Origin of the sequence: Micromonospora arida, from assembly GCF_003857035.1 — a bacterium.
In the GTDB taxonomy this organism is placed as follows: Bacteria; Actinomycetota; Actinomycetes; order Mycobacteriales; family Micromonosporaceae; genus Micromonospora; species Micromonospora arida.
Map to the genome: position 1 here is coordinate 1 of NZ_QGSY01000063.1, position 7802 is coordinate 7802.

The following is a 7802-nucleotide window of genomic DNA, read 5'->3' on the forward strand; positions in this document are numbered from 1 at the left end:
ACCCGGGCTCGGCCCCGCCGGCCGTCCAGGTGCCGCCCGTCGGCACCGCGGCGTCGGGTTTCGAGGTGCCGCCCGGTTTCCACGCGCCGACCGGCGAGCGGCTGGCCGCCGACGAGAGTCCGACCGCGCCACGCGACTGGCGGGACCCGCTCGCGCCCGAGCCCGCGGCGACCTCGGGACGCACCCCGGGCCCGGCCGCGTCCGCCGACGAGGGCGAGCCCGGTCGCGCTGCCGAAGGTTCCCGGCCGGCAGATGCACATCGCAGCGATGACGCGCACCGTCCCGGCGAAACGCACCGGGCCGGGGAGTCGTCGGCCAGCGAGCCCGACTGGTCGGGGCCGAGCTGGAACCGCCCGAGCTGGGGTGGCGGGTGGGCCCCGCCCTGGTCCCGCCAGGACGACGAGCCGGCTGGCCCGACAGCACGGGACGAGTCGGCACCGGACTGGGTCGGCGAACCCCACCAGCCGTACGAGCCGGTGCGCGCCGAGGTGCCGCGCCCGTACGAGCCGGTACGCGCCGATCCGCCCCGGGCGTACGAACCCGGCCGGGGCGAATCCGAGTCCACCCCGGAACGCCCCGCAAAACCGACCAGTGCACCACCGGCCGACCGTCCGTCGTGGGCGGGTGGTGCGACGCCGACCAGTGGTCCGCCCGCTGACCGTCCGTCGTGGGCGGGGTCCGGGGCGACCGGCGGACCACGGCCCGACCGTCCGTCCTGGGCTGGCGGGGCCGATCCCGACCCCACCAGCGCATCGCCCGCGCGGCCTTCCTGGGCCGGAGGTTCCGATCCGACGCCGACCAGCGTGCCCCCGGTGCGGCCGTCCTGGGCCGGCGGGTCCGAGGCGGCGACCAGCGTGCCGCCGGTGCGGCCGTCCTGGGCCGGTGGGTCCGAACCGCCCGCGACCAGCGCGGCGTCGACGCGACCGTCCTGGGCCGCCGGTGCCGATCCGGCACCGGCCAGCTCCCCGCCGACACGGCCCTCGTGGGCCTCCAGCCCAGCGTCGGCCGACCCGCCCGCACCGGCCGAGGCGATACCGCCGGCACCCGCCGGCCCGCCTCCGGCTCCGGCCGGGCCACCTCCCACGCTGACCGACACGCCACCGGCTCCGGCAGGCCCCCCGTTGGTTGCCGAGCGCTCGTCCTGGACCGGCGGTTCGCCGACGGCGAGCAGTTCCCAGGCCGAGCGGCCGGACTGGTCCGAGGGCCGGCTCCCGGCCACCCCGGTGGAGCGCCCGTCATGGCCGGCCAGCCGGTCGGCCAGCGCCGGCGGGGGCGACGGAGGCGAGACGCCCGGCCGGTCCCGGCCCGACGTCCGACCGACCGCACCGTTCCGGCTCCGGCCGGCGACACCCGAGCCCGGTCCGTCACCCGTCGAGCCGCCCCCACCGGCCGCGCCGGTCAACGGCTTGCCATCGACTGACGCCAGCGCAGCGGTCCCGCCCACCGCCACGAAGGGTTCCGGCCGCCGCGATCAGCCCGCACCGGCGTCCGCCTCCGCCTACGCGGCGCGCCGATCCGCACCCGACCCGACGTCGCCGGCCGTCGATGGCCGGCCGTCGGCTGCGAGCGCGGTGGTGCTGCCGCAGCGCGTCCCCGCGGAACCGGACGTGCCCGTCGTGCCGGAGCCGCCAGCCGTGGAGCCGCCAGCCGAAACCCCGGAACTCGCCCGCATCGCGACTCACCTGCGCCGGGACGACGAGCCAGCCCCCCTGCGCGAGCGCCCCGAGGGGTTCGATGTCAACGCCATCCTGGATGCCGTCCGGGAGGTGGCCGGTGTCCGCGACGCGGCTCTGCGCCGTACGCCGGCGGGAGCGCACAGTCTGCGACTGGACCTGGCCGACGGCGCCGACCCGGCCGAGGTGAGCCGGCAGGTGGCCCGGCTGCTCCAGGAGCGGATGGGGTTGGCAGCGGCCCCGCAGAACGTGCCCGGCCTGCCCAGCACGCCACCTCCACCGGTTCGCCGTCGCGCGGCCGAGCCCGTCGAGCGGCGTACCCCGGAGACTCGAAACGCGGCTTCGCGCGATCCCGGCGAGGTTCGGTCGGCCGAGCCGCCGACTGTCGCCCGCCCGACCGGCGGCCGGGTCGAGTCCCCGCCGGCCGGCCCGGAGCAGCGGACCGGCACGGACCCGACGCGCCGTCGCCGGTCGAACGCTCCGCACCGGGGGCGCGCCACGGTGGAGGAACCCGGGTCGGTCTCGTCCGCGCCGACCGGCGCCGCGACCGGTAGCCCGGCGACGCTGGGCACGTCGTACTCCGGTGGTCAGGTGACCACGACGGAGTCGGCGCCGTCCCGGCCGCTGGAGACCGGCGGTGCGCCGGGGCCCCGAGTGGTGATCGACCATGTGCAGGTCAGCACCTTCGGCCTGGACGCGAACGTGGAGGTCCGGCTGCTGGCCGGGGGCGACAGCGCCTCCGGGTATGCCACCGGGCCGGCGGTGGACGGCTACGTGTTGCGGCTCTGCGCGGTGGCGGCGGCGGCCGCGGTGGACGAGTTGCTGCGCGGTACCGAGAACGCCGAGCGGGGGCGCTGTTTCGTCGAACACGCGGCCGTGGTGCCGTTCGGCAATTGCGAGGTGGCCACCGTGGTGGCGCTGCTGGTCTGCGAGGGCTGGGTCGAGCAGCTCGCCGGGTCGGCCCTGGTGGCGGGTGATCCGCGTCAGGCGGTGGTCCGGGCGACGCTGGCGGCGGTCAACCGTCGGCTGGAGGCGCTGCTGTCCTGAGTGGTTCGAGGCAGACTGGAGCAATGAGACGCGCCACCCTCTGGCCGGACCACCTGCTCCCCGACAATCGCGTTCCGCCGCCGTGGCCGGGCCGGGAAGTCCGTCTCGACGGCCGCGTCACGTACGTCCGGGACACCGCGGGCACCGCCGCCAGGGCGGAGCCGGCCCTGTACGTGCACGGGTTGGGCGGGTCGTCGCAGAACTGGACCGACCTGGCCGGGCTGCTCGCCGACCGGCTGGACGGTCAGGCCATCGACCTGCCCGGCTTCGGCCGTAGCGAGCCGGGCCCGAGCTACACCATTCCGGCCTTCGCGGATCTGGTCGTCCGCTGGATCGAGCATTCCGGTCGAGGGCCTGTGCATTTGTTCGGCAACTCGCTGGGTGGCGCGGTCGCGGTCCAGGTCGCCGGGCTCAGGCCGGATCTGGTCCGCACCCTCACTCTGATCTCCCCGGCGCTGCCGTTCCTGGATTTCCGGCGCTCGTTGCAGGGGCGGATGCTGCCGGTGCTCGCCATTCCCCGAGGTGAGCGGCTGGTCGCCCGGCACCTCACCCAGCTTGCTCCCGAGGTGATGGCCCAGCAGGTGCTGGAGGCCTGCGTCGCCGACCTCAGCCGGATCTGCGACCAGCGCCGGGCCGAGGCGCTGGAGGAGATCCGGGTGCGGTACGAGGCCGAGCACTACGCCGCCGCGTACGTCCGGACGTTCCGTGGGCTGGTCTCCAGTTTCCTGCGGGCGTACCTGCCGGGGCCGGGGTCGCTGTGGCGCCTCGCCGAGGCGGTACGCGCACCGACCCTGGTGGTGGGTGGTCTGCAGGACCGTCTGGTCGACGTGCGGGTCGCGCCGCAGACCGCCCGGGTCATTCCGGACAGCCGATTGATGATGCTCGAGGGCGTCGGCCATGTGGCGCAGTTGGAGGTTCCCCGGCTGGTTGCCCGCGCGGTGGTCGGCCTGCTCGCCGAAACGGAGGACGCCGCGGGGCGGTCTGATCTGGCAGGCTGACCTGGATGCCCAGCTCAGCCCGCCATCCTGCTCGCCGTCGGCGACGTTTCGCACTGTTCGCCCAACTGGTGGCGGTGGTGGTGGCCGTGGGCGCGGCGGTGACCGTCATCGCCGAGGGGCCGGGTGGGCATCCCGGCGCTGACCGGTTGGCCGCGGAGGAGATCAGCGCGCCGCCGCCGCTGGTGGCCGGGCCGCTGCCGCCCGACCCTTCGCCCTCTGCCGCGGTTCCGTCCAGCCCGCCTCCGGTGTTGCGGGTGCCCGGCGCGGTTCCGAGCGCCGGCACGGGCGGGTTCGGCTACGACACCCGCTCCGGCCCCGTGCTGGGTCGGGCGGGTGAGCTGCGGCGTTACCGGGTCGCGGTGGAGTCGGGCAGCGCCGAGGACGTCACCGAGTTCGCCCAGGCGGTTGAGGTGGCGCTCGCCGGGCCGGGCAGTTGGGTCGACAGCGGCAGGTTGCGGCTACAGCAGGTGCCGGGGGCTGCGCCTCGGGACTTCACCGTCTACCTGGCCACCGCCCGCACCGCGGGTCGGATGTGCGCGAAGGGTGGGGTGGACATCCGGATCGACGGTCGTCCGTACACGTCCTGTCGGGCGCCCGGTCAGGTGATCATCAACCTGGATCGGTGGCGGTTGTCCGTGCCGCACTTCGTCTCGGCCGGCGTGCCGTTGACGGTCTACCGGACGTACGTGGTCAACCACGAGGTGGGTCACCAACTCGGGCATCGGCACGAGCGCTGCCCCGGCGCGGGCCGGCCGGCACCGGTGATGATGCAGCAGACGCTCTTCCTCAACGGCTGCCGGGTCAACCCGTGGCCGTACCTGAACGGGCGTCGATACAGCGGTCCCGCTCGCTGAGTTGATCGGCCTGACACGCCGACCATTGACCCCTCCATCAGGCGTCTTGCGTCAATAGCGATAAAAACGGGGAAATGCCCGAATAATCTGGCAGGCTTGATCCTATGACGCCGTCGTCCCCTTACGGCCCGCCCCGGCCGCCCGAGCCCCGGTCGGCGTTGCCGGGCGTGCGTCCCGCGCTCGTCCGGATGCACCGGCGTCGTCGTCGCACCATGCTGCTCGGCGTGCTCGTGCTTGCGGTCGCCATCGCGGTGACGGTGAGCCGGGGCGACGAGCCGCCGGCCGAGCCTCCGGCCACCACCCAGGGCGGCATGGGCCACGGAGGTGGGGTGGCCGCGCACCCGGCGCCCACCGGCTATCCGTCGGTCGGAGCGGGACGCTTCACGGCAGCCGACGGCGAGACACCCGTGCACGGCACGGACGGGCCGCTGCACCGATACCGGGTCGTCGTCGAACGAGGCACCGGCCAGGACGTCGACGTGTTCGCCGCCAGGGTCGACGAGGTGCTGGCCGACCCGCGCAGTTGGATCGCGTCCGATGAGCTGCGGGTGCAACGGGTGGCCGACGCCGGGGCCGCCGACTTCACCATCTACCTGGCCACCCCGGTCACGTCCGAGCGGATGTGCGCCGAGGGTGGGTTGACCACCGAGCGCTACACCTCCTGTCGCCTGCCCGGTCAGGTCATCATCAACCTGGCCCGCTGGATGGAGGCGGTCCCCGACTACGGCGCTTCGCTGGACACCTACCGGACCTACGTCATCAACCACGAGGTGGGCCACGAGTTCGGCGAGGAGCACGAGGCGTGCCCCGGCCCGGAGGAGCCCGCCCCGGTGATGCAGCAGCAGACGTACGGGCTGCAGGGCTGCGTCGCCAACGCCTGGCCCTACCTCGACGGCCGTCGCTACGCGGGGGACATCGTCCCCTGATCCGCCGGGTCGTCGGTTATTCCCGCTCCCGCATACCGGACCACGTGTCGTCCCTCATGGCCGAGGAGGGCTCCCGCGAGCAACAATGGCGCGGTCACACCGCCGATCCCGGGGAGTCCACCGTGTCGTTGCCCCCGCTCGTCGAGCCCGCCGCCGAGCTGACCGTAGACGAGATCCGCCGCTACTCACGTCACTTGATCATTCCGGACGTCGGGGTGACCGGCCAGAAGCGGCTGAAGAACGCCCGGGTGCTCTGTGTCGGTGCCGGTGGCCTCGGGTCGCCCGCCCTGTTGTACCTCGCCGCGGCCGGGGTCGGCACGCTCGGCATCATCGACTTCGACACCGTCGACGAGTCGAACCTCCAGCGCCAGGTCATCCACGGCGTCTCCGACATCGGCCGGTCCAAGGCCGAGTCGGCCGCCGCGTCGATCCGCGAGATCAACCCCCTGGTCAACGTGGAGATCCACAACACCGCGCTGGACCGCGAGAACGTCCGCGAGATCTTCGCCCAGTACGACCTGATCGTCGACGGCACCGACAACTTCGCCACCCGCTACATGGTGAACGACGCGGCGGTGCTGCTGGGTAAGCCGTACGTCTGGGGGTCGATCTACCGCTTCGACGGCCAGGCGTCGGTGTTCTGGGCCGAGCACGGCCCCTGCTACCGCTGCCTCTACCCGGAGCCGCCGCCGCCCGGCATGGTTCCCTCCTGCGCCGAGGGTGGCGTGCTCGGGGTGCTCTGCGCGTCGATCGGTTCGATCCAGGTGAACGAGGCGATCAAGCTGCTCACCGGCATCGGTGAGCCGCTGGTCGGCCGTCTCATGGTCTACGACGCCCTGGAGATGGAATACCGCAAGATCAAGGTCCGCAAGGACCCGAACTGCGCGCTCTGCGGCGACAACCCGACGGTCACCGACCTGCTGGAAGACTACGAGGACTTCTGCGGCGCGGTCTCCGAGGAGGCCCAGGAGGCGACGCTCGACTCGACCATCACCGCCCTGGAGCTCAAGGAGTGGCAGGACGCCGGCAAGGACATCTTCCTCGTCGACGTACGCGAGCCGGCCGAGTACGAGATCGTCCAGATCCCCGGCGCCACCCTGATCCCCAAGGGCGACATCATCTCCGGTGAGGCCCTCGCGAAGCTGCCGCAGGACCGGCAGATCGTGCTGCACTGCAAGTCCGGCGTCCGCTCGGCGGAGGCGCTCGCCGCGCTCAAGGCGGCCGGATTCAAGGATGCCGTGCACGTGCAGGGCGGGGTGCTCTCTTGGATCAAGCAGATCGACCCGTCGCTGCCCGCGTACTGACCGATCGAGCCGGGGTGGCCCACGCGGCTGCCTCGGCAAATCGACGCAGATGACGCCGAGCGGCCGTCCGGCCGGAGCGACGCAGCCATTCCGGGCTGGCCGATTCTCCGAGGCGGCATCGCGTCTGCGCAGGTAGCGTCTCCGCCGTGGTCGACTTGGAAGCCGCGATCGGGTTCGTCGTGGCGCACGGGGATGCGGTGGAACGCGCCCGCCTCTCCTGGCTCCGCAACGGCACCACCGTGCCCGCCGAGTTGCTGGAGACTGCCGAGGTCGGCCAGTCACCGGACGGCGGTTGGCCGGCCACCTGGGGCGGTGAGGTCGCCTCGATCGACGCCACCTGCTTCCGGCTCGTCGAGCTGGACGACCTGGGTGCGCTCGGCCGTCCCGCCGCCCGCCGCGCTCTGGACTGGCTGGCGTCCCGGCAGCAGGCCGACGGCGGTTGGGAAGAGGACGCGTCGCTGGCCGACTCGGCACCGGAGTGGGCCCGTCCCGGCGACCCGGAGGCCGGGTTCCTCGTGTCGGCCAACGCCGGCTTCTGGCTCACCGTCGCTGGCCTGGACGCCCGGGCCTCGGGTCCGCTGGACCATCGGGTCGGTGGGGCGTACGCCGGGGTGGTGCAGGCGGCGGCCCACTCGCTCGCCGCGCGGCTGCGCCCGGACGGTAGCTGGCCGTCGTACCTCGCCGCCGGCTGGCTGAGCGCGGCCGTGCTGCACCGGCAGGAGATGTTCCAGGAGTCCGCCCGGATCCAGGTGGTGCTCGCCGAGCGGATGCCGAAGATGTCCCCCGGGGACGTGGCGTGGCTGGCGGCCACGTTGCGCCGCGCCGGCGTCGACCCACAGGACTGGATCATGGTGCGGGCGCTGCGCCGGCTGACCGAGACCCAGCGCAGCGACGGCGGCTGGGAGAGCGACGACGGCCACCAGTTCGACGTGCACGCCACGCTGGCCGCGATCCGCGCCGCCCGCCCCAAGCCCTCCAGCTGAGCCGCCCGGCCCCGGCC

General features: G+C 73.8%; 6 protein-coding genes. All 6 read left to right on the forward strand.

The window, feature by feature from the left end; translation table 11 throughout:
- Window positions 1-863: 863 nt before the first annotated feature.
- The 6 genes from DLJ58_RS01125 (at window position 864) to DLJ58_RS01150 (ending at window position 7785) form a co-directional block, all read left to right on the forward strand.
- Window positions 864-2720 (forward strand): hypothetical protein, encoded by a 1857-nt coding sequence (locus DLJ58_RS01125; RefSeq protein ID WP_425271287.1) that lies wholly within the window; start codon window positions 864-866, stop codon window positions 2718-2720.
- Between the two features lie 23 nt (window positions 2721-2743).
- Window positions 2744-3718 (forward strand): alpha/beta fold hydrolase, encoded by a 975-nt coding sequence (locus DLJ58_RS01130; RefSeq protein WP_124853447.1) that lies wholly within the window; start codon window positions 2744-2746, stop codon window positions 3716-3718.
- Window positions 3719-3723: 5 nt separating this feature from the next.
- Entirely contained in the window at window positions 3724-4572 is an 849-nt protein-coding gene (locus DLJ58_RS01135) for a DUF3152 domain-containing protein (RefSeq protein ID WP_124853448.1), read from the forward strand.
- A 104-nt stretch (window positions 4573-4676) separates the two neighbouring features.
- Window positions 4677-5498 (forward strand): DUF3152 domain-containing protein, encoded by an 822-nt coding sequence (locus tag DLJ58_RS01140; RefSeq protein WP_124853449.1) that lies wholly within the window; start codon window positions 4677-4679, stop codon window positions 5496-5498.
- A gap of 56 nt (window positions 5499-5554) precedes the next feature.
- Complete coding sequence (gene moeZ / locus DLJ58_RS01145; protein WP_208740773.1) at window positions 5555-6802, forward strand: adenylyltransferase/sulfurtransferase MoeZ; 1248 nt, start codon at window positions 5555-5557, stop codon at window positions 6800-6802.
- Between the two features lie 95 nt (window positions 6803-6897).
- Window positions 6898-7785 (forward strand): prenyltransferase/squalene oxidase repeat-containing protein, encoded by an 888-nt coding sequence (locus DLJ58_RS01150; RefSeq protein WP_124853450.1) that lies wholly within the window; start codon window positions 6898-6900, stop codon window positions 7783-7785.
- Window positions 7786-7802 lie beyond the last annotated feature (17 nt).

What these genes read in the sequence shown, in the direction of transcription:
- DLJ58_RS01135 (WP_124853448.1), top strand. Translation starts at nt 3,724, where the DNA reads ATGCCCAGCTCAGCCCGCCATCCTGCTCGCCGTCGGCGACGTTTCGCA.
- moeZ (WP_208740773.1), top strand. Translation starts at nt 5,555, where the DNA reads ATGGCCGAGGAGGGCTCCCGCGAGCAACAATGGCGCGGTCACACCGCC.
- DLJ58_RS01140 (WP_124853449.1), top strand. Translation starts at nt 4,677, where the DNA reads ATGACGCCGTCGTCCCCTTACGGCCCGCCCCGGCCGCCCGAGCCCCGG.
- DLJ58_RS01130 (WP_124853447.1), top strand. Translation starts at nt 2,744, where the DNA reads ATGAGACGCGCCACCCTCTGGCCGGACCACCTGCTCCCCGACAATCGC.